Origin of the sequence: Paenibacillus azoreducens (assembly GCF_021654775.1) — a bacterium.
Taxonomy (GTDB): domain Bacteria; phylum Bacillota; class Bacilli; order Paenibacillales; family Paenibacillaceae; genus Paenibacillus_AQ; species Paenibacillus_AQ azoreducens.
Genome location: NZ_AP025343.1, coordinates 1,621,339 through 1,643,227, shown reverse-complemented (window position 1 = coordinate 1,643,227; position 21,889 = coordinate 1,621,339). Strand labels below are relative to the sequence as shown.

The 21,889-nt window shown below is 50.5% G+C and carries 16 protein-coding genes; 3 read left to right on the top strand and 13 right to left on the bottom strand.

Going from position 1 to position 21,889, the window contains the following annotated elements:
• Positions 1–99: 99 nt before the first annotated feature.
• From L6442_RS06950 to L6442_RS06920, 7 genes are all read right to left on the bottom strand, one after another.
• On the bottom strand, positions 100–1,080 hold the full coding sequence (locus tag L6442_RS06950; protein ID WP_212977517.1) for a CAP domain-containing protein: 981 nt from the start codon (positions 1,078–1,080) through the stop codon (positions 100–102).
• A gap of 291 nt (positions 1,081–1,371) precedes the next feature.
• Entirely contained in the window at positions 1,372–3,396 is a 2,025-nt protein-coding gene (locus L6442_RS06945) for a right-handed parallel beta-helix repeat-containing protein (protein WP_212977516.1), read from the bottom strand.
• A gap of 111 nt (positions 3,397–3,507) precedes the next feature.
• A complete protein-coding gene (locus L6442_RS06940) occupies positions 3,508–5,109 on the bottom strand; it encodes an extracellular solute-binding protein (RefSeq protein WP_212977515.1) in 1,602 nt (533 codons plus the stop codon).
• 120 nt (positions 5,110–5,229) lie between these two features.
• On the bottom strand, positions 5,230–6,117 hold the full coding sequence (locus L6442_RS06935) for a carbohydrate ABC transporter permease (RefSeq protein ID WP_194232662.1): 888 nt from the start codon (positions 6,115–6,117) through the stop codon (positions 5,230–5,232).
• An 18-nt stretch (positions 6,118–6,135) separates the two neighbouring features.
• Positions 6,136–7,092: an ABC transporter permease gene (locus L6442_RS06930; protein WP_212977514.1), complete on the bottom strand. Its 957-nt coding sequence runs from the start codon at positions 7,090–7,092 to the stop codon at positions 6,136–6,138.
• Between the two features lie 23 nt (positions 7,093–7,115).
• Positions 7,116–8,105, bottom strand: coding sequence for a zinc-dependent alcohol dehydrogenase (locus L6442_RS06925; RefSeq protein ID WP_212977513.1), 990 nt, complete (start codon positions 8,103–8,105; stop codon positions 7,116–7,118).
• 350 nt (positions 8,106–8,455) lie between these two features.
• Complete coding sequence (locus tag L6442_RS06920; protein ID WP_212977512.1) at positions 8,456–9,880, bottom strand: extracellular solute-binding protein; 1,425 nt, start codon at positions 9,878–9,880, stop codon at positions 8,456–8,458.
• Between the two features lie 146 nt (positions 9,881–10,026).
• On the opposite strand from L6442_RS06920, the gene L6442_RS06915 reads away from it, so the two are divergent.
• Together L6442_RS06915 and L6442_RS06910 are read left to right on the top strand one after the other, a co-directional pair.
• The gene (locus tag L6442_RS06915) at positions 10,027–10,920 is read left to right on the top strand and encodes an AraC family transcriptional regulator (protein WP_237100257.1); all 894 of its coding nucleotides are present in this window, start codon (positions 10,027–10,029) and stop codon (positions 10,918–10,920) included.
• A gap of 106 nt (positions 10,921–11,026) precedes the next feature.
• A complete protein-coding gene (locus L6442_RS06910) occupies positions 11,027–12,409 on the top strand; it encodes an ADP-ribosylglycohydrolase family protein (RefSeq protein ID WP_212977511.1) in 1,383 nt (460 codons plus the stop codon).
• A 150-nt stretch (positions 12,410–12,559) separates the two neighbouring features.
• On the opposite strand, the gene L6442_RS06905 is transcribed toward L6442_RS06910, so the two are convergent.
• From L6442_RS06905 to gnd, 6 genes are all read right to left on the bottom strand, one after another.
• A complete protein-coding gene (locus tag L6442_RS06905; RefSeq protein ID WP_212977510.1) occupies positions 12,560–14,437 on the bottom strand; it encodes a zinc ribbon domain-containing protein in 1,878 nt (625 codons plus the stop codon).
• A gap of 41 nt (positions 14,438–14,478) precedes the next feature.
• Positions 14,479–15,291, bottom strand: coding sequence for a zinc ribbon domain-containing protein (locus L6442_RS06900; RefSeq protein WP_212977509.1), 813 nt, complete (start codon positions 15,289–15,291; stop codon positions 14,479–14,481).
• A gap of 232 nt (positions 15,292–15,523) precedes the next feature.
• Positions 15,524–17,062, bottom strand: coding sequence for a gluconokinase (gene gntK, locus L6442_RS06895; protein WP_212977508.1), 1,539 nt, complete (start codon positions 17,060–17,062; stop codon positions 15,524–15,526).
• A 329-nt stretch (positions 17,063–17,391) separates the two neighbouring features.
• Positions 17,392–18,753 (bottom strand): GntP family permease, encoded by a 1,362-nt coding sequence (locus L6442_RS06890; protein ID WP_212977507.1) that lies wholly within the window; start codon positions 18,751–18,753, stop codon positions 17,392–17,394.
• A gap of 141 nt (positions 18,754–18,894) precedes the next feature.
• Positions 18,895–19,578, bottom strand: coding sequence for a GntR family transcriptional regulator (locus L6442_RS06885; protein WP_194232688.1), 684 nt, complete (start codon positions 19,576–19,578; stop codon positions 18,895–18,897).
• 143 nt (positions 19,579–19,721) lie between these two features.
• Complete coding sequence (gene gnd, locus L6442_RS06880; RefSeq protein ID WP_212977681.1) at positions 19,722–20,618, bottom strand: phosphogluconate dehydrogenase (NAD(+)-dependent, decarboxylating); 897 nt, start codon at positions 20,616–20,618, stop codon at positions 19,722–19,724.
• Positions 20,619–20,868: 250 nt separating this feature from the next.
• Between gnd and L6442_RS06875 the strand changes: the two genes are divergently transcribed.
• Positions 20,869–21,747 (top strand): hypothetical protein, encoded by an 879-nt coding sequence (locus L6442_RS06875; protein ID WP_194232673.1) that lies wholly within the window; start codon positions 20,869–20,871, stop codon positions 21,745–21,747.
• Positions 21,748–21,889: the final 142 nt, after the last annotated feature.

Genomic DNA, 21,889 nt, shown 5'->3' with positions numbered 1-21,889 from the left:
TTATTTCATAAGGGCAGCTTTTGGGGCTTAGATGTTTTGCACGTCTGCAAACGTCAGTATAGAGGTTCTTACTTCGCAGTATAAAGGTATCGCTTCGCTTCAGCTTTTTGAACCTGCGGCGCCGGTGGTAAATGACCAGGTTATTTGCTGCTTCCCGGCCTTTCCTTTCATTTCATAGGATAATGACACTTTATATGTATGATTCTCTTTTAGAACAGATTTGGGGTACATAAACAGCGTATTTTTGTTGCGAAGTTCTTCAAAATAAGGGACGTCAGCCCCGCTCTCGTCGGTAATGTCGGCTTTATGCCATACCATTTCGTTTTGCGCCGTTGCCGAAATAATGTAACCTGATTCTTTCACATTGAACTTGCTCAGCGGGTTGGGATTTTCAAGCCCGTAAAAGCCGACATCCACATTTTTCATGCCGTTATAAGGAAATACGGCGATGCCCCCCTTGATTGGAGCCGGATCATAAGGACCAGCCAAATCCATGACTGCAGTGCCATCCACAAGACCGATTCCGATTTCCTTATATTTGTGGCTGAGAATAATCTCCCGATGGTAAGCGGTATTCAGCCAGCTTTCTATGGCTTCCTTACTCCCCGACTGCTCGAAATGCATCACTTCGCCGGTCGTATATCCGTTCGGGCCGGGCGACCAACCGGATGCTTTCAGCCGCTCCAGGACAGTTGCTCCCGTAAATCCGGATGCGCCTTTGGTTTGGCTATGCGAATTCTCCGCCAATTTTTCATGATTGGCATTGTAATAAAGCGCATGAAGCCGGGCCGCCTTCGAAATCGTCGCGCTGAACTGCAGTGGCTGCAACCCAACCTTGGCTCTCACGCTATTCAAGTATGTCAATGCTTCACTTTGATCCTGGTTCATGCCTGCAGCAGTCCCTGCCTCTGCCGCCATCGCCGGAACTGCCGCGCTGCCGGCCAACATACCCGCCGAGATGAGCGAAGCCAGAACCAACAGACGCAAGCCCCGTCTCAGGCCGAACATTTGAAATCCCTTGCTCATAAGCCTTTTCTTTTCATCGTTCTGTTTTTGATATCCGCTTGTTACCTGCCGCATTCCAACTTCCCCCTTCATTGATTTCATTGGTTTCTTACCTCAATATTTCGACAAAATCAATCATTAACCTCTTATAAACATCTAAATTTTCGGGATATTTTTCGTTAAACCACCAATCTGCCTGAAAACGACGGTATTTTTCATGATCAAAACGCGAATTAAATCGAAAAAAAAGACCTCAGCATACAGCTGAAGCCTTTTCGCTTCCGGATTCCCGGAAGTTTTCATATTCGATATGTCATTTGTCGACAAAGATGAACCAGTGTCACATCGAAAAAGAGCCCAAGCCTGCTACCGCAAGATCAGATTGCCCTGCAAATGCCGCACCGCAGCATTTTCCGCCGGCAGACCGCCGCGGTCTACCGCCCTCTCTACATTGCCCTGATGCAGCATGTAACCTCCCTCGAAATAATCGGCCGCGACCTCAAATCCCCCTCCTTCAAAAACGCAGCCGCTGGCGGTATATTCACCGTGCCCTGAAATTAGGCTGAAATGCAAAGTATCCCTATCACCGGCCTCACTGACCATACCCGAGAACATCCATTCCACGCGCCCTGCTTCCTTATCGATCGCGAAAAACGATTTGCTGCGGTTTGTTCCGCATATCCGCGCGCCAGAGAACACTTCCACGCGTTGGTTTTCCGTTCCGCACAGCATTAAGCCGATGTTTTCCATCATACCTCCATGGAAGCTGAACACGCGTCCCGCCATCCGCAAAGGCTCCGCATGATCCGTGCCATGCAGATAACATTCGCGAAAGTGCAAGCGGCCTGGCGCATTCCAATGATTGCCGTCCAAACCGTGAAAATGGCAATTATAAAAGGAAAGATTGCGGGTGATTGGCGCCCGGTTCAAAGCGTTCCCTTTGCTTAGCTTAAATGTGCAGTTTTCGATTGCGTTTGGGCGTTCGGAGCGGCTGGATGCCTGGAAAAAAGCCACCCCGTCGTCCGCCGTGCAGTTCTTCATTTGGACGCCGTCCGCATTCACCCAGATCGAACCCGAATCAGGCACCCCCTCCCGTTCAAAAACATGCACATCCTCAAGCGTCATATCCGTCACTTTCCGGAAGGAAATAAAGCGGCTGCCGACATGTTTTTTGACGGTGATTCGTTTGGCGCTTTCGCCCCAAATCGGTCCGCTGTTTGCGAAGGAGAGCAGTCCCGAATTTCCGGTAAACGTCAGATCATGCTCATATTGGCCGTGCGTGACAAAGGTACCGTGTTCGTCGCCGTCGCCGTGGCAGTTCTCCACCAGGCAGTAGGCCGAACCCGTAAAATCATTCAGATGGCGGGCATTGCTCGTCTGACAGTCACGCACATGGCCGCACAGACAATAGATTTGCTGGGTCATATAACCCGTGCCGCCAATAATCACTTCCGCCGGATTGGTCAGGCGGCAGCGTTCGGTAACAAAATAAGTGCAATGCCTGCGCATAATGACCGGCCAAAAGGTGCCGAAAGCCTCAATGGCTTCCGCGTTGCAGTCCACCGCATATTCGTAAACAAGCGGATGCGACCCGGTCGTATCGGTAGCTCCCGCCCCGTAAAAAATCATGTTTTTGACATGGGCTTTGGTCACCGGGATTATTTTCCGGTATGTGATACTCCTGCCCTTCCCGATCCGCCAGCCGTTCTTATAGTTAAAACGTACATGTTTAGCATCGATTATTTCCGTTACCATTACGAGTTTGTCAAGTTCCCATTCCGTGCCGCCTCCGCCCGGAACCCTGCTTGCCTGGGCTCTCCACCACCCGCCGACGGCGAAACCCGCGGCATCCTCCACTTCAAACACATCGGACATTTCCGCCAGATCCTCCGTCAATCGAACCGTCTGCACTTCCCCCGAAGGTTTGCCGCGGAACTGGAACACTGCCGCAAACGGATCATTGGGCGGCGCTTCTTCAATGCCGTCGGTATAGACGGCAAAACCGTTGAAATCCAGTTCGATATGACTTCGCTCCAAGCGGTGCCGTTTGACAAATCTCAGGTCAGAGCTGGCTTCGATACGGTATACCGACGGATCGGACAGCCAGGCCTCCAGCGCCGCATCGGCGGGATGTTCCTTGCCGAATATGCCGAAATATTTGAAGTCTCCGACTCCTTGGTGCGCCATGATCCAGCGTCCCTTTCCGCCATCCGCGGGCGCATGCACCGTGCCGCCATTGTCGGCGGCGGTGCTGCTTCCATCCCAGCGCATCAGCTTTGCGCCGGGATCTCCAGCTTTATAGTAGCCTGCAACCCAAACCGTGTCGCCCTCTTTCCGGCGCTCCGGCGGAATCCGCTTTAATGACTTGACATCAGGTAAAGTGTACAGCATATAATGTCCCTCCTTTTGCGCAGCTGTTAACGTGACAATTCATACAGACCACGGGCAAGCATTTGAATTTGAATTGACCCGCCGGCGTCCGTTCTCTTAGCAGGCACCGAATTATTCCCCGGCAAAAGTAACGGTTTTCCCCGAAGCATTGGAAACCTGCTCCGCATAATAATTAAAGATCTCATTGCCGCCGTATTTGGTCATCAGCTCCTTGCGGTATTCAGGCCATTTGGAAGCATCCTTTTCGTCAAAAACGATGGAAACCATGATTTCGTTCATCCGTTTGCGGAGTCCGGCCAGGTCCATGCCTTCCTTCACGACAACGCTAGTGCCGACGGATGGGACGATTTTGTAGGAATCGATCGTCTCGACGATTTTTTTGTCCCGTTCCGTAATGCTTGGATCATCCAGTTCCAGTCCCAGCACCTCCGGAGACGGAACCGGCGTGAACCACTGATAAACCGTCAGGAAATTGCCGTTATCGGTGACGTTTTGCTTAAAGGCTTCCTGGTTGATTTTGATTTTATTTCCTTCGCGCGTGTAATCCGTGCCTTCTTGACCATAGTGTGTCAGGAGATATCCTTCTTCGCCTGCCAGCCAATCGAGGATTTCCAGCGATTTTTTGATCTTGTCATCGGAAGATTGCGAACTCAGCAGGAACGGATTGCCCGGAACCGTTTCGAGCCAGGTTCCCGTTTTCGCAAACGGGTGGAACGGCTGCCAATCGACCTTGTCATTCCCCGTAATCTGCTTCGTTTTCACTTGCAGGCCTTCCGGATTGTTATCGAATGCCAGGTTTTTGCCGACGCCAAGCACGATGCCCACTTTTCCCTGCTCGGCCTTTTCAAGCTGCTGCCCGTTTTTGGCCAAAAGCCAGTCGGGATCGACAATGCCCATATCCATCACTTTTTTGATGTCGTTTAGCACCTGCTCCACACGCAGATCGGTACGGGTATCGATAAATTTATCGCCTTCCACCATAAAATCGCCGATCAGTCCGTGTTTGACGAATTCAGGGAAATCCAGCGACATATTCGTTCCGCCGCCATAAGTAGTGAAGCCATACGTATCCTTTTTACCGTTTCCGTCCGGATCTTTCTCTGTGAACGCTTTCATAACTTCGATCATTTCATCGTAATTGGCAGGCATGGCAAGCCCCAGGTTATCCAGCCAGTCTTTTCGAATGTAATAGGAACGGTAGATGTCTTTAGGGTAAGGAATCGGCGCGCGGGCGAATTTGCCCTGCACCTGGTACATGCCGAGATCTTTTTCGGATACCCAATGCTTAAAATAGTTCGGCATCGTTTGCGGAGTCACCAACTCCTTGATTTCACGGGCCACCCCGTCCTTGATGTATTGGTTGGAGGCAACTCCGTCGGTATAGAATACATCAGGCGTATCCCCGGAGGAAATAAGCGAATTCAGTTTGTTCTGGAAATCGGGGCCATACGGCATGTAGTCGATCGTCAGGTCCACGCCGAATTTTTCATCGATCGTCTTCTTCACGAAATCCTTGTCTTTGGCGGGAAGCTGGGCATCTGCGGATGCGACGACAAACCATTCCAAAGGCATTTTGCCGCCGTCCTTCTGTTTGCCTGCCTCTCCGCTCGAAGCTTCTCCGCCTCCAGTGCCGCCAGCCGCTTCCTTTTTGTCGCCGCAGGCGGATAAAATCAACATCATGACCATGAGTACAATAAAGCCGGTTCGTTTCATATACTTGCCTCCTTTATTTTTACGGTTAAAAATGCATACAATGGACTGACTGCCAATGAATATAACGGCTGGCGGTCAGAACTTCGTCTATTAAGGCCTGGGGCATGCCCCCTTTTCCGGTTAACCTTTAACGGCCCCGATCAGCATGCCTTTGATAAAATATTTCTGCAGAAACGGATACACGAGCATGACCGGCACGATCGCGACCACAACGGTGGCCATTTTAATCGATTCCGGCGGCAGGGCGCTGAGCTGCGTCTGCGGCACGGCCAGTTCCTGGCTGACGCTTGGCGTAATGATCATGTTGCGCAGCACGACCTGAAGCGGATACAAGCTGCGATCGTTCAAATACATAATGCCCGGGAAGTACGCATTCCAGTGCGTCACGCCATAAAAAAGACCCAGCGTAGCCATGATCGGCATGGACAGCGGAAGCACGATTTTGACAAGCGTGGCCACATCGCCGCAGCCATCCACTTTAGCGGCCTCCTCGACTTCCTGCGGCAAACTTTCGAAATATGTTTTCATGATCAGCATGTTAAAGGTCGACACGAGGCCAGGGATGATCAAGGCCCAGATCGTATTCATCAGCCCCGTCATTTTAACCGTCAAGAACGTTGGGATGAGGCCACCGGAAAACAGCATCGTAAACACAATCCCCATCAGCACCGCGTTTCTGCCTGGAAGGAACTTTTTCGATAAAGGGTAGGCAAGGAGAGTCGTAACCGCCAAATTCAGCGCCGTCCCCAAAACCGTGACCAAAAGAGTGACCCCGAGCGCGCGCGGCACGACACCGCTTGTGAAAATCACTTTGAATGCATCCAGCGTCAATGTGTGCGGAATCAACAAAAACCCGCCGTTGCGCAGCACCTCGGTATAAGGCGTAAAAGAAACGATAACGACATAATAAAGCGGAAAAAGCGTGAGCAAACCAAAAAGCGCAAGTATGGTATATATTCCGCCGTCAACGATGCGGTCTGACCATGATCTTTTGAATAACACGGGCATGTTCGTTCACCTCCATGGCTACCAGATCCCTGAGCCGCCCATTTTTTTGGCAATTTTATTGGCCCCGAGCACCAGCACCAGACCGATCAAGGATTTAAAGACGCCGACAGCCGCCGGCACGCTAAACTGCATTTGTTCAATACCTCTGCGGAAAATCCAGGTGTCCAAAATATCGCCGACATCGTATACGCGGACATTCAGGAAAATGTACACCTGCTCAAAACCGGCATCCAAAATATGGCCGAGGCGAAGGATGAGCAGCAGCACGAACACCTCGCGAATTCCGGGTAGCGTGATATTCCATAATTGGCGCCAGCGCCCGGCGCCGTCGATCGCGGCCGCTTCGTACAGCTCCTGATTGATGTTGGCCAGCGCCGCCAAATAGATGATCGCTCCATAACCGGTGCTCTTCCAGATATCCGTTAGGATGAGCATCGGCCGGAATACGGAGGAATTGGTCAATACATCAATCGGAGTCCAGCCCATATCGCGCATAAACGTCGTGACCAGACCCGATCCCGGTGCGAAAAAGGCAAACACCAAACCGTACACGATAATCCAGGAGAGAAAATGCGGCCCGTAAGTGAGCGTTTGAACCCATTTTTTGAACCAGCGGACCCTGATTTCATTAAGCATGAGCGCCAGAATCAGGTCCGGCAGCATATTGAATACGATGCGGTACACGCTAAGGAGGATCGTATTTTTCATAAGGACAGGAAAGTCGGGTGATGAAAATACCGTCCTGAAATTGTCCAGTCCTACCCACGGACTGCCGGTAATCCCCTTAAGCAGGTTGTAATCCTGAAAAGCAACGACCAGGCCAAACATGGGGATGTAATGGTAAATCAGGTAATACAGGACGCCGGGAATCATAAACAAGTACAGCCAGCGGTAACGCCAGAACGTTCTTCTGCCTTTTCCCCGGCCCGCCCGCCTTCTCTGTTCGGCCGGTGCGGCCGCAGCGGTGTCGCCCATGTCCGCCACTCCTTTCTTCCGGTTTAGGGTATGCTTACGGTAACGCCCATCGTGGGCCGCGGATCTTCGCGGATACGCTTGTAGAAATCGGGGAGCTCCTCAAATGTGAGCCGATCGGTAATCAAAGGCCGGATCTCGATCCGTTTTTCGGCGAGCATCCGCAAAAATTCCTCGATATTCCGCCCTTCCGTCCAGCGGACGTAGCCGATAGGATAATCGAAGCCGGCCCGCTCGTAATCGTGATCGTAACGGCCGGGGCCGCCCGCGCGGGATATATGTAGGCTCGCTTCTTTATGAAACAGCAGGTCGCGGTCGAATTCGCAGCCGGTATCGCCAACAATGACAACGCTTCCACGATCGCGCAAAAAACGAATGCCGTGATCGATCAAACTCTCATTGCGGATGCTTGCGCAGATAAGTACAGCGTCCGCCCCCTTGCCTCCCGTCGTTTGCTCAAGCAGAGCCTTCATCTCTTCCTCATTTGCGCATATCCGCGTAATTCCGGCAGCAGCCAGCATATCCCGCCGCTCCTTCATAGGCTCCAGGGCTATGACCCGGTAATTGCTTGCATGCGCGATTCGGGCAATAATCTGGCCCAGAATGCCGACGCCCATAACGACCACCGTCTCGCCAAATTGCAGGTTTGCCTGCCGCAGCGCATGGATACAGATCGCTCCGATTCCCGAAAATGCGGCTTCCTCAGCTGTTACCTCATCCGGTACAGGTACCGTTAAATGCTTCGGCGACAACATGACTTCCCGGTGTGCAGGTGTTCCGTAGCAGGCCACCCGCTGGCCCGGCTTCACATGACCGACCCCCTCTCCGATTTCCAGGACGGTGCCTGTCGCGCTGTATCCCAGAAACGCTTCCGAATGATTTCTCAGCATCAGCAATTCCGTGCCGACGCTGACGGAAGATAAGTCGATGCGGACTTTCACATGCTGCGGTTTTACAGTTGGATCGGGCAGCTCTGCAAATACGGCTTCCCCATTGTGACTTTTTATCGCTTTCATAACAGCCTCCTGATTCACATCTGATTGACCAATACATCACAATCACCCAAATCAATCATCATTGATGTATTTTTGATGTATTGATTATACACATCTGTTTTTTGGGATGTCAACACGAAATCAGAAAATAAATGGAAGTATGATCTCTCAGCAGCTGTAAAGGTATAGGATTTCATACAAGTTGAAAATCCGCGTTTATCCTGCATATCGTAGACATACTCAGCTTCAATGTCGAAAATGCGAATGAAGGGTATACGCGAAGGTTCATGAATACGAAAGACCCCTTGCCTTATGGCATGGGGCCTCGTAAATACAGATCTTTGTTTTTCTATGCAATAAAGACTTTATCGCTATCGCTGCGAGGTGATCGGCTTCTTTGTCTTTCCTTTTTGAGGTGGCGAAACCCATTCTTCAAGTTTGTTATACAGTACACATACATCAATCATACCTGACCAATATTCCTTCAGGAAGCGGCTGAATGTCCTCAGGTCCTGAATTTGCAGTCCGATTTCCTTATGGTAAGCAAAAGACGGAAACATTTCGCGGTACATGAAGTACCTGGACGGACGGTTCAATTCGCCCGGATCATCCGCGGCTTCCGCCGCTTCTTTCCGGGCAGGGATGCTTACGGTCTTGCGGCGGATGAGCAGCTGCGCGTCGGCGGAAGATAAAAACTCCATGAACCGCGCGGCAGCTTCCTTGGCCGGAGAGCGGCGGACTAAAGCCGTGCCGATCGTCAGCATGAGCGTTTTCTGCGGATCGCCCAGATGCAGGGTCGGCAACGGACAAATATCGTACTCCAAATCCATATGCGCAAATTCATTCAGATTGAAATAGGTCGCCAAAATCGCGGATACCTGCCCTTCCGCAAAAAGGCGGATCGTTTCATCATTGCCCTGCGCCCAGTAGTTCGGGAAGATATGGCGGTTATTGATAAGCTCATGCAGCTTATCCAGACCTTCGAGCATGTTCAGCCTGCCGGTGCCGCCGCTTTTCGGCTCTGTTCTTCCTTTTCCCCCCTGCAGCAAAAAAATGGAGTAGCGATTCTCGGACGCAGGCAAAAAATAAATGCCATGCCTGCCGCGGCTGTCCGCCAGCCGCATTGTAACGCCGATCAGATCATCCCAGCTCCAATAGCTGTCAGGTTCGGGGATGCCCGCCTCGCGAAAATGCTGCTTGTTATAGCAAAGCACCACAGGTGAAAAAGATACCGGACGGACATAAACCTTGCCGTCTACATGAAAAGCGGATTCCGTGATCGGGTATAGCGCGTTGTCGGAAGCTAGCTCCTCAAGCAGCGGGGTGAGCCCGAGCTCATGCCACTCCTGAAACTGCGGGCTGTTCAACGCCACGACGTCCAGCAATCCATTTTGGATCATCTCTTCGGCGGAACGGACATAGTTTAATGTGTTCAATGTGATTCTTCGCACATGAATGCCCGGATTTCTCCGCGTAAATTCGGCAATGAGATCATCGATCATAAAGTCGGTGGTCAACGATAGCGGGCAGCCGAAATGGATGGTGATGGCTTCCCTCGAATGCGGCGTAACCATGCTTCCGACACGGTCGATTTTCACGATCAGTCCTTCCTCGACCAGCTGATTCAACCCTTTGCGGATCGATTTATTGCTGAGCTGGAACTGCTTCGCAAGCGTGCTTTCCGACGGAAGATACGTCCCTTCCTGCCGGATGTCGTTCAAAATATCGGTCCGAATCACATTCACGAAATGATCCATGCGTTCCTGAAATGTCGGCCGTTCTGATTTATAACTCATGTATATTTCTCCTACCATTATATTAAATAGACATCAGTTTCATTTTAACGGATATCCATTCAATGTCAACTTTTGGTGCATCATTGATCATAAATGATGGAGGACAACCCATCTTTTACGGCAGGATTTACGCAGGATGAGGGAGAATGGAACATGATGAGAGGAGGCATGGAGTCACGATGAAACTGCAAATTACATATGATCATCCAATTCCTATCAATGCTTTCGAGTGGACGCCTGCCACCTACAGGCAGCCGCCTCATACACACGCCAGTCTTGAAATCGGCCTTTGTTTGTCAGGCAAAGGTGATTTTTTCTTCGGCAATAAACGTTATGCGGCAGGTCCAGGCGATTTGTTCCTGGTTAATAACGAGGAACGGCATATTGCCCAGTCGGATCCGCTTGATCCGAGCCGTTATCTTTTTATTAATTTTGATGCTGCAATCCTGCTTGCGGAGGAACCGGGATTACTGCTGCCATTTTCTTACCGTTCAACCCGCTTCCGCAATCATATTGCCGGCGAATCGGAGCTTGCACGGCAGCTTACCCCTTGGGTGCTGGCCATAGCAGAAGAATTGCGGGAGAAGTCGCCGGGTTATTTGGCGATGGCCAAAAGCGCCCTGATCCAATTATGCGGGCGGCTTCTGCGCCATTATAACGGAATGCTCTCGGATGACGAGCGCAGGACCATGGTCCAATCCGTTCATCAGGTACAGTCGCTGGCCGTTTTGGTTGAGAAGCGTTTTCGCGAGCCGATCAATCTGGGGGAGCTGGCCGATGAGCTTGGTTTAAGCGTCTCGCGCGTGAGCCGGGCCTTCCTGGAAACGACGGGTTATCGTTTCTCGGATTACGTCTCCCTGCTGCGCATTCAGGCAGCCAAACAGGATTTATCCGGTACGGTCAAACCGATTGCCGAGATTGCCTTCGAATGCGGCTTTCAAAGCCTGCCGACCTTTTACCGGGTGTTTAAAGAAACCACAGGCATGTCCCCCACTGTTTATCGGCAATCAATGGGGATTTTAGCCGCAAGCAAAAAATGAGAGAATGCCATTCATGATTTGAGAAGCCATGGCTGCCAAAGCCCGTTATAATGGGGGCATCCTTTTTGATTTTAAAGCAAATCGGAAATTCGGGAGGAGACTCAAAATGACGAAATGGCTTGGACTAAGAGAAATTATTTGCAGTGAGATTACGCAGCGCCGGGAGGAAGGCTGTGATGTCACGGGTTTTATAGAGCGCCTGGATGCGGCCGGTACGAATGAATCGCAATTAATGGATGTATATGATGCACTAACGGCACTTGTACCTGGTGCGGACTTCAAGTATGTTGAACCATCCGCGCTGGAGGCGATCCGCGCCGAACGCCCGGAAGGGCCCCGCGTGCTGGTCGATCACATGGATGATTCTGAATGGCAAAACAAATTTTATGGCGCTTGGCTCGGCCGCTCGGCCGGCTGCGCGCTTGGCAAACCGCTGGAAGCTTCTTCGTTTATGAAAGGTTCAGGCGGCAGACCGGGCTGGCAAAATATTAAGCTGTGGTTTGAAGGTGCCGGAGCATGGCCAATTCGTTACTATACTCCGAGCCAATCTGCCGCTCAAGAACAATATGATCTCGAAATTGCCCACTGGAGCAGTCTGGACAGCTGTGGAGACCGCATCCGTTTCATGGAAACCGATGATGATATTCGTTATACGGTGCTTGGACTGCTTATGCTTGAGAAGCATGGTCTCGATTTTAATTCATGGGACGTCGGCAAGCTGTGGCACCGCCATTTGTCATTTGGTCAGGTGTTCACTGCGGAAGCGCAGTCCTACTTGAATTTTGCCCGCGCCACTTCGTATATTAGCGGAGAGCAGCCGGAGGATTGGGAAAATCATATCCACTGGGGACGTTCGTATTTGAATCCGTACCGCGAGTGGATCGGCGCCCAAATCCGGGTCGATGGCTACGCCTATGGCGCTGCCGGTCAGCCTCAACTCGCCGCCGAACTGGCTTGGCGGGATGCCTCTTTCTCCCATGTGAAGAACGGCATTTATGGCGCGATGTTCTGCTCCGCGATGATTGCCGCTGCCTTCGTTGAAAGCGATGTGAAGCGGATCATAGAGATCGGATTAAGCGAAATTCCGAAAAACTGCCGTTTGGCTGAGGATATTGCCCTGGCGGTCAAGATCGCTGAGGAGACGGATGACCAATTGGAACTGGTAGGCAAAATATGGGAAGCATTCAAGCACTACCATCCCGTTCATACCAATAATAATGCCGCTTTATGCGCGGCCGCGCTCATCCATTCCGGCGGCGACTTCGAAAAAGGAATTACGACGGCAGTACTAGGTGGCTGGGATACCGATTGCAACGGCGCTACCGTCGGCTCCATTCTTGGCGCGTCCCTTGGTGCAGCAGCACTGCCCGAGTTATGGACCGCGCCGCTAAATGATACATTGTATGCCGAAATCAGCGGCTTCCATCCGATCGCTATTTCGGAATGCGCCCGCAGAAGCTACAACGTGTTCCGCAAATTAAAGCAGTAATTAAAACCGCAGCTTCAGCATCTCTGCAGTGGCGTGAAAAATCCCCTTCCGGTCTGCAGCCTTTCGTCCATGATACATGGACGCTTTTTTTTTCGCTGTCTGCCTGAAGGGGAGAATTCCATATCATCACTTCATGTTTCTCGTTACCCTTTATTTTTGTTCTTTAGTGCTGATCAACTGATGTACCATCAGGGCGCCGTCAATCGTAACCAGCTTATATTCCGAAACGAACTTCTTATTTTTTACTGAACCGTCCTGATAATAAATTGTGTAGGCCTCCGATGTAACTGCCTTAATGCTGCCATCCTTGTTTTTGCTTAGGCCCAGCAGCTGGAAGCTATTCAAATCCTCCGTAATTCCTTTGGATTCCAGATGGGTGATATAATTTGCCGATTCTTTGTAAGCAGGGCCCGCAGGGTCAATTAAATAAGCCACCTGGCCGAATGAACGGTTGTTGATGGCCGCAACAGATGTGGACAAGTATTCATTCATGAACGACTGTGTGCCGCTGTAATCCAGACCCTGAACGCTGGCCGACGCAGCCGCTGCCGCCGATTGAGGTGCCCAGGAAGAAGTGTATATTCCCGGATCCTGTGAAACCATGTCTTTTGTCCGCTCCCGGTCAAAGCCGTAAGTCTCCCGAATGGAATCCACATACCAGCCCTTATTCTGATCATTATATACAAGGGTTACTTTCACCGATTTGCTGCTTTCCTCCAGCTTGGGGGCGTCGTTGTAGAAGCGATCCTCCATCATCCGGATATTCGCATCCATCGTGCATTCCCAGTGCCCCTCAGTCTGATTCAGTCTGATGGAGTTCAGAGCAAAGGTCGACCCCAAATATTTCCCCTGGTAATAATTCCGGTATTCACGATCCTTTATAATGTTTTGACGTACATTCTCTTTGAAAGCATCCGTAGCTACATCCATCTTTTGCACGTCTCCTGAAGTATATGCGATGAGCTCTTGTTGGTTGTTTTTCACGATCAGATCCATAATGCTTTGCACAAAGGCTCCATCTGCAGCCGGGTTGATTTCGATGTAGTCGCTGTTTATTGGCGTGTCCTCTGTCGTCAGTGTTCCCCAGGGGAACGTAGAATGGATGGACATTTTCATTGAGCCGTCGGTGGTAACCGGTCCGAAAGTAGTTTGTTTAAACGGATTCATGCCTGTGTCTTTACCGTTGATGATGACTGTTCCTTTCACGTCCTTTGCCTCGCTGAGTCCCGTTTCGACCGTAACGTCTTCTCCATCAAGAGTGAGCGAGGAGCGATAGTCCGCATCCTGATCCAATAAATTCATGTCCTCGGAATGGACAAGATCCACCAAATCCGTGCTCAGTTTCGCTGCAAGCTTATATCTTCCCGGAAGATACGGGCCAAACTTTTGTTCATAATTCGGTTTGTCTGCTGCTCCAACCTGCTGCTCACCGACATATAACGCCGCATCCTTGTAATTCGTCTCCAGCGTTACGAAGACCGGCTCAATCACCAGACTGTAATTGTCATATAGCAAAAGCTTCTTTCCCTTTTTCTCAAGGTGAATATAACCCCTGTAGGCGCCGGATTCCGGATCATTTCCCTTGCGGTCAAACTCCTTGGCCTGCTCGCTGAGCTCCTGGATCAATCTTTTTTGCTCGTCCGGCTCACTGTCCAAATAATTCTTGAATGCCATGAGCGACTTCTCATTGATGCTCAGCCGTTTATCCCCTGGAACCAGAAGAGCTGCTGTTTTCTTCATATCCTTGTGGTTCAAGGCCGTTTCCAGCTCGCCGATCAGCCGTTCCTTACTGGTAAAATGCTCTCCGGTCTTGTAAGCTGCCGTGCACAAAATAAGGAATACAACCACGGACAAAATCCATATTTTAGTCTTCAGGGACATCCGTGCAGGTGCTGCAGAAGCCGCCGAAGCCTGGGATTCCCCCATAGGATGGGCCACCGGCTCCATCTGCCTGATTGAATTCCCGCATTCCCTGCAAAATTTACTTTTTTCTCCCACCTGCGATCCGCATTGTTTACAAAAAGCCATGCTGCTTCAACCTCCGCCCTTATTAATGAAAAAGCTGCATTTTAAAACGGCAACAATCCGCCGCCTATGAAATTCCCAATCGAACTGAGCAGCATTTTTCCCATTAGGTACAGCGTGATGAACGTCAGCACATAGGTCAGAATGGTGCCGTACACCGTATCGAGTCCGTTCCGATTATTCTTGGTGTAGCTGCTGATCACCAGTGCCGGTACCGTGAAAACCGATCCAATAAACCCGGCCAGGATGAAAAAGACAAATAGTTTCACTTCCAAAAACACCAGCACGAAAGCAATCAGAAAACTGCACGTGAATGGTACCAGCAGGGCTCCAAACCTCCCAGCCACATCCTGGTAGCTGACGTTTACCTTGGAGCATTTAACAGCAAGGAAAGTATAGGTCATTACAAGCCCTGTAAAGATCACATAACCGACAAACGGCCTAAGCAAACTTTGCAAAAAAGAGCTCCTTCCAAAATATGACGCATACTCATGAAAACCTAGATAAAATATCAGCGGAATCACCAACGAGAAAATTAAAATCGTAATCAGCCCGTTCACAAACTGTTCGCGACCTGCATTCTGTGCGTATGCGAATGGCCGTTTCATTACATCCACAAAATAACTGAAGTACAGCTTCGATACGTGTTTGGCATTCTGCAGGTAAGCTTGTCCGGTTGATGTCTCTCCAGATGCGGAGGTGCTGCTACCATATGGGCTATTCGCCATCCCATCCAATTCTGATGCAGCTTCCGCCCCGACTTCTGCTTCCCCAACTGGCAGTCTGGTTCCACATTCCTCGCAGAAATTCCCGTAATCATTCGAATGATGGCATTTTGGACAATTCTTTTTCATCATACACGCTCCTGTTCAATTTCATTTCCCATAACTTATGTACTATATAGAACTTATCCACCTTGAGATCAGATTCTTTGGAACTGCATCTTAAGGCCTATATTTATCGTGATTAATTATCTTTCAAGATTTTTATTTTGGCAACCATTATTTTCAAGACAATCCATCCTATCCACAAAAAAAGCCCGCACGACCCTATCGTCATGCAGGCTTGTCTCAATATCACTCAACTGAACTAGAATATCTTCCGCTGAAAGTCGGCGATGGCTTTATATTCCTCTTCGAGATTGCGCGAAATTTTGATGAAAATCGGCAGCAATCGGTGGTAGATCCGTGCGTTTTCCTTAATCGGTGTGTGCTGATGGGTGGAGCCCACCATATCGGATACGATTCCGAGCGAATCGGTTTTGCCCAGCGCGTACAAGCCGAGAACTACGGCACCCAAACAGGAGCTTTCGTAGCTTTCCGGCACGATAACCTCCTGATCGAAAATATCCGCCATCATCTGCCGCCAGAGCGGGGAACGTGAGAAGCCGCCGGTGGCATGGATTTTGGTCGGGCAGCCGATGATCTCTTCCATGGCGAGCAGCACCGTGTACATGTTGAAAATAACGCCTTCCAGCACCGCGCGGATCATATGCTCCTTGCGGTGATGCATCGTAAGGCCGAAAAAGGAACCGCGTGCATCCGGATTCCACAATGGAGCCCGCTCGCCCGTCAAATACGGATGGAACAGCAGCCCTCCCGCACCCGGGTCCACCTGCTCCGCTATCCGCGTCAGCAGATCATAAGAGTCGATGCCGAGACGTTTCGCCGTCTCTACTTCTGAAGCGGCAAATTCGTCTCTTACCCACTGGAACAGCATGCCGCCGTTATTCACCGGACCGCCGATTACCCACAACTTGTCGGTTAATGCGTAACAGAAAATGCGTCCTTTCGGATCCGTTACGGGACGATCAACCACCGTGCGGATCGCGCCGCTCGTGCCGATCGTTGCCGCGACAACGCCTGGTTCGATGGCATTCACGCCCAGATTGGAGAGTACACCGTCGCTTGCTCCCACAATGAAAGGCGTAGAGGGCAAAAGCCCCATCTCCTCGGCAAAAGCTGGATTCAGCCCTGTCACCGCATGGGTGGTTGGAACCGGGGTGGACAGCTTATCCGCCCCGATGCCCGCTACCCGCAGCGCTTCCTCATCCCAGTCCAGCTTCTCCAGATTAAACATGCCGGTAGCAGAAGCGATGGAATAATCAATGATATATTGGTTAAACAACTTGGCAAACACATATTCCTTGATGGAAATAAACTTCCCGGCCTTGCTGAAAATTTCGGGCCTGTCATGCCGCAGCCACAGCAGCTTGGTCAGCGGGGACATCGGATGTACCGGGGTTCCCGTCCGCAGGTAGATTTCATGCCCGTTCATATCCTGCTTCAGCTTCTCCGTCCATGCTGCGCTGCGGTTATCCGCCCAAGTAATGCAGTTCATCAGCGGTTTGCCGTCCGGAGCCACCGGAATCACGCTGTGCATCGCCGAACTGAAGGCAACGAACATGATTTGCTCCGGATTCGTGCCGCTTTTCTCCATGGCCTGCTTAACCGAATGAAGCACCGCGGCGAAGATTTGATCCGGATCCTGTTCGGCAATCGACGAAGTCGGGGTATGAAGGGGGTAACCTTCGCTGCCCTTGGCTACGACCTTGCCATTCTCTTCGAAGATCACGGCTTTGGTGCTTGTCGTTCCAATATCGATGCCGATCATTCTTTTACTGCTCATGTTATTACCTTCTTTCTTCTTTTCACTAAAAGTACGTGTTCAAAAAGGTCGGTTTTCAGCACCGAGAAGATTGGATGAAGATAGGGAATGAGGAGCGCAGTGTACGTTTGGGGTACATGAGCACCGGAAGGCCCGGCTGAATTCAAGGTTCGATGCCGAGCTTCTCCCTGCTATACTTCGTGTTAGATATAGAATTTATAAGTTATCAGCTGAGCTGATGAAATTCTATATCGCAAGAAAACCTACCTTTGTATCGCGGTCGCTCATCCTTGAGGTGGCTTCGATCAGGTTTTCTTATCAAAAGCGGACTTTTTGAACAACCTCTGAAACTATACAAATAAGCTGAGCGCCAGAATAATGACCAACCCTACAACGGACAGGAGCGTCTCCATTACCGTCCATGATTTCAACGTTTGCGGCACGGACATGTTAAAGAACTCCTTTACCATCCAAAAGCCGGCGTCATTTACATGCGACAAAACGATGGAACCTGCGCCTGTGGCCAGTACAACCAGTTCAACGTTTGCACCGGGATTCAGCGCGAGCACCGGAGCGACGATGCCGGCGGCAGTCGTCATGGCTACCGTAGCCGAACCGGTCGCTACGCGAATCAGCGCGGCCACGAACCAGGCAAATAAAATAATATTGATATTGGCGGAAGTCGCAATCTGCGCAATCGCATCGCCGACGCCGCTGTTAATGAGTACCTGCTTGAATGCTCCGCCGCCGCCGATAATCAAAATGATGGTCGCTGTCGGAGCCAAACATTCGCTCGTAAATTTAGAAATTTGTTCCTTTTTGAATCCACGGGCAAAACCAAGCGAGAAAAATGAAAACACGACGGAAATCAATAACGCGATAACCTCATGTCCAATAAACTCGCAAAAAACCGTAATGCCGCGAACGCCTCCCGGGTCGCTAATTTTGGCGACGGAACCGATCAGCATCAGAATAACAGGAAGCAGAATCGTAAACAAGGTGATACCGAAACCGGGCAGTTTGCGCGTCTCTTTGGAAGAGAATTGTTCTGCCAGTTCAGCCGGGGGCTCCACCTGAATTCTTTTGCCGATCCATTTGCCAAACAGCGGACCGGCCACAATCGCGGACGGCAGGCCGACGATCAGGGAATACAAAATCGTCTTCCCCAAATCCGCCTTGTACGCGTCAATGGCGATCATTGGAGCCGGATGCGGCGGCACCAAGCCATGCACCGTGGATAAGCCGGCCAAAATCGGAATGCCGATTTGCAGCAGCGACATTTTGGTTTTGCGCGCCACAGTAAAAACAATCGGGATCAGCAAAATAACGCCGACCTCAAAAAATACCGGAATACCGACGATAAAACCGACGATCATCATCGCCCAGTGCACACGTTTCTCGCCAAAGCGGTTGACGAGGGTCGTGGCGATTTGCTCTGCGCCGCCGGATTCGGCCATCATTTTGCCCAGCATCGTTCCAAGTGCGATAACGATAGCGATCGTGCCGAGCGTTCCGCCCAAACCTTTGGTAACCGCATCGACGATATCGAGCGGTTTCATGCCGGTCAAAAAGCCTAAAAGCAAAGCCGATAACAGTAAAGTTACAAATGGATTCCATTTGAATTTAGCGATAAATACAATCAGAAACGCTATGGCGACCAATGTCCAAACAAGCAGCGTCCAATTATGGCTCATGCCGAAAATACTGGCCATCGAAAAGCTCCCTCCCTATCTAATGCCTCTCCTTGATTCATTCACATATGATGCCCATTTATCCAACTTTTGAATTCATCTTTTGGTATACTTGTCGACAACTTCGAGCGGCACTGTTCCAAGGAACATGCGCCTCCCCCATCAGGATGATTGCTCGGGTATGCTATTATGAAGCGTTTTGCGCGAATCGGCAAAATAATCGCGAACCACCTGCTCCACCACGTCTTTTTTGCGGGATTTCAATCCCTTCATGATGGTGTAGTGCTTGTCAATGACCGTGTGAAGCTTCGTCTCGCCCTTAGAGAAAATCTCTTCGGTTGTAATCAGCATGACGGTCATCACGATCGGGCGGATGCTTTTCCATAAATGCAAAATGCGATTATGTTCTGCAGCCGTAATGATGGCTTCATGAAATGAAAGATCCTGGTACGAAAACTCCACGGCGTCATTATGTTTTACCGCAAGCTCCATTTTGTCCACGATCCGCTGCAGATTGGCAAGCAGCCCCGCAACTTCCGTTTCCGCCAACCGCTGCTGGACGAAGCTTTCAATCAAATAACGGACATCATACAGTTCTTCCACATCCGTCAGGTTCAGTCCCAACACGACCGCCCCCATTCTCTCAAGCCGGATAAGCCCTTCATTCGAGAGCGTTTTTAAAGCTTCCCTCACGGGTGAACGGCTTGTGCCGAACTCGGAAGCGACCCAATTTTCCGAAATGATCTCTCCTGTTTTAATAGTTCCGTTAATAATCCGGAGCCGCAGCTCGCAGGCAATGGTTTCCCCAAGCGATGCGTTCTGCAGCCAGGCCGAAGGATACTGCATCATGTGACAACTCTCCTATTTGAAGATCTGCGAAGATACGGCAAAACAATCCCCGCAAAAATCCCGTTTTATGTATGCTACATAGGATTTTATCACATCGGTGCAGCTTCGTCCCAAACTTCATGCAAAAGAACTTCCAGCCCTTAATCGCTGGTTACGACGCTATGGCCGCCGAATTCATTGCGAAGCGCGGCGACAACCTTGCCGTGGAATGTATCCTCGTCAAGCGATCGGTAGCGCATTAACAGCGACATGGCAATTACAGGGGCGCTGACTTGGAGATCCAATGCGGTTTCCACCGTCCATTTGCCTTCGCCGGAGCTGTGCATAACGCCTTTGATGCCATCCAGCTTCGCATCCTTCGCAAAGGCGCTTTCAGCAAGTTCCATCAGCCAGCCGCGGATGACCGAGCCGTTTGACCATACGCGGGCAACCTCTTCGTAATCGTAATCGAACTCGCTTTTTTCCAAAATTTCGAACCCTTCAGCAATAGCCTGCATCATGCCGTATTCGATTCCATTGTGAACCATCTTCAAAAAATGGCCGCTGCCGCTCGGACCAGCATATAGATATCCTTTCGGAACGGCGATGTCTTGAAACAACGGCTCGATTCCCTTAAACACTTCCCTGCTGCCGCCAATCATAAAACATCCGCCTGACGCAGCGCCGGATATTCCGCCCGAAGTGCCGACATCAACGTAATGAATCCCTGCTTTCTCAAGCATCTTCCCGCGTGCGACGGATTCCTTGAAATGAGAGTTGCCGCCATCAATCAGCACATCGCCTGCCGATAACAGCGGTTTCAGTTCCCCGATCACATGGTCCACCACGCCGGCCGGAACCATCATCCAGATCGTCCGCGGCGCCTCAAGCCGGCTCACCAGTTCGGCCAAGGTCGACGCAGGTTCGGCTCCTTGGTCTGCAAGCCGTTGACTTGCCCCGGCATCCACGTCATAGACAACGGTTTCATGACCGCGTGACAACAGATTTTGCGCAAGATTAAAGCCCATTTTACCTAAACCGATCAGTCCCAGTTTGATCATGTATTTGGCCCTCCAAAATATATTATGACTACAAGTATACTTGTATACAACTTACAACCAAATATATTCTAATTCAGAAATTCCGGTCTGTAAATATGAAAATTGAAAGCGCTACGAAAAAATAATTTGCTCAAATCATCTTTTTTCCTTATTTCCCGCGCAAAACCACGCAACAATTTGGAAATATTTTCGTTTAATTATCATGATCCGCTGTGTCAGTAAATGCTAATTAAAGGAGATGAAAACCATGAAATTTCAAATTCCCCCCAGCTTGATAAGCTTGATGCTGAGCGTAGCCGTATTTGCCTCCTTCACGACGGTTTCGGCAGCGCAGGCTGCTCCCAAAACTTCGGGTCCCCCATCCGCGGCACATTCCGGAGAACTGAAAGGAAATGAGCTGATGTTCGGTTATACGGATCAAACGGGCCAAAAAATTCTCGGACTCCTCGGCGACCCTGACAAAAACCATCCAAGTCCCAAAACGCTCACCTCGGTGATCTACGCGCCCGGGAAGCAGTTTGGCGTGAGCTACGTTAAACATCAAGCAAGGTCCAGCAAAAGCAACGGCAGACAAAACGCCAACAATTTCATCAACGATGAAGGCGAGCTTTTTAAAGTTAAAAATGCCGCTAACAAGCTGAGCAGCGATGCAAGCGTCCTGCTCGCCACAAAAAATGCATTCCAAGGCCATACTTTCCTGTCGCTCAAAACGGTCCATAAAGGCAAATTCAGTTCCAAAACGGTTCAAGCCATCGAAAAAGCCAAAAACCGGAAGGTAGTAAACCATGGCCTGGTCGCCACCACAGCCTCTGGTGCTGAAATCGGCCTCGTCGAATTTGCCAAAGGGGGCGGCAAACCTCTGGCCAGCCTCGTGCTTGCAGATAAAAATCTATTGCTCTTCGAAGACTTCATCGGCAACAATGACTCGCAGTCAACCTGGCGCGTGGATGACGGCGGAGAGATTAGTGCGGAAAACTTCGGCCTCCTGTTTGTATCCCGCAGCAAAACCGGTTATGCGCTTGGTGTTGAATGGTATGGACCGGAAGGAACCAACCTCACCGTTCTTCAGCAAAAAGGCTCCAAGTTTAGAGTCGTGACCGAAAACGGACGCTACCAGGTACCTTAATGATCCCATACAGACAGGGCTGCTTGAAGCTCTGTCTTTTTTTGCTGCGAACCTCTCGATTATTGCCCTTGCAAATGACCATAAATTCCTCTCCGGCAGCAGAACTATCCTCATGCATTCGCCAATATATGCTAATAATCAT